Annotated in this window: 2 protein-coding genes and 1 pseudogene; all 3 read right to left on the bottom strand. The window is 61.8% G+C overall.

What is annotated here, in order from left to right:
- Positions 1 to 162: pseudogene (locus AC5RWX_RS34005) on the bottom strand (30S ribosomal protein S5); the annotation flags it as partial.
- Positions 159 to 542 (bottom strand): 50S ribosomal protein L18, encoded by a 384-nt coding sequence (rplR, locus tag AC5RWX_RS34000; protein ID WP_163161903.1) that lies wholly within the window; start codon positions 540 to 542, stop codon positions 159 to 161. The gene rplR and the pseudogene AC5RWX_RS34005, both read right to left, overlap by 4 nt.
- Before the next feature lie 2 nt (positions 543 to 544).
- The coding region (locus tag AC5RWX_RS33995; RefSeq protein WP_494100532.1) for a 50S ribosomal protein L6 at positions 545 to 717 on the bottom strand (173 nt) is incomplete at its 5' end.

Here is a 717-nt window from a genome sequence, read left to right as displayed (position 1 = left end):
ACGGTCGCCGCGGCCCTGGCCACGGTCGCCACGCTCACCGCGACGAGCGCCACCACGGCGGTCGTCGGCAGCTGCGGGGGCAGTGGTCTCAGTGGCAGCTACGGCTTCAGTAGCCTTCTGATCTGCAGACACAGTGTCCTTTTCCTTGTTTGCTTCCGTCACAGTGACAGCCCACCTTCACGTGCACCGTCGGCGACGGCGGCGATCCGGCCGTGGTACTTGTTACCACCGCGGTCGAAGACAACAGCTTCGATACCGGCAGCCTTGGCACGCTCTGCGACGAGTTCGCCAACGCGCTTGGCCTTGGCAGTCTTGTCGCCGTCGAATGCACGAAGGTCGGCTTCCAGAGTGGAGGCGCTCGCTACGGTCAGGCCCTTGGTGTCATCGACAACCTGGACGAATACGTGGCGTGCGGAACGGTTGACGACCAGACGAGGACGTACAGCCGTACCGGAGATGCGCTTACGGATACGAAGCTGGCGGCGGCTGCGCTGGGCAGACTTGCTCTTGTTCGTACGCTTCTTGTTAATTGAGATGGCCATGGTTACTTACCAGCCTTTCCGACCTTGCGGCGGATGACTTCGCCGGCGTAACGGATGCCCTTGCCCTTGTAGGGGTCCGGCTTCCGCAGCTTGCGAATGTTGGCAGCAACCTCGCCGACCTGCTGCTTGTTGATACCTGAAACAGAGAGCTTGGTCGGGGTCTCAACTGCAAAGG

The sequence above is a fragment of the Arthrobacter sp. SPT-J7 genome, from assembly GCF_059089965.1.
Note: the sequence above shows the minus strand (reverse complement) of the source record. Positions and strands in the feature narration are given on the sequence as shown.

Bases quoted from the DNA above. Each gene is read 5' to 3' on its own strand.
- rplR (WP_163161903.1), bottom strand. From the start codon at position 542: ATGGCCATCTCAATTAACAAGAAGCGTACGAACAAGAGCAAGTCTGCC.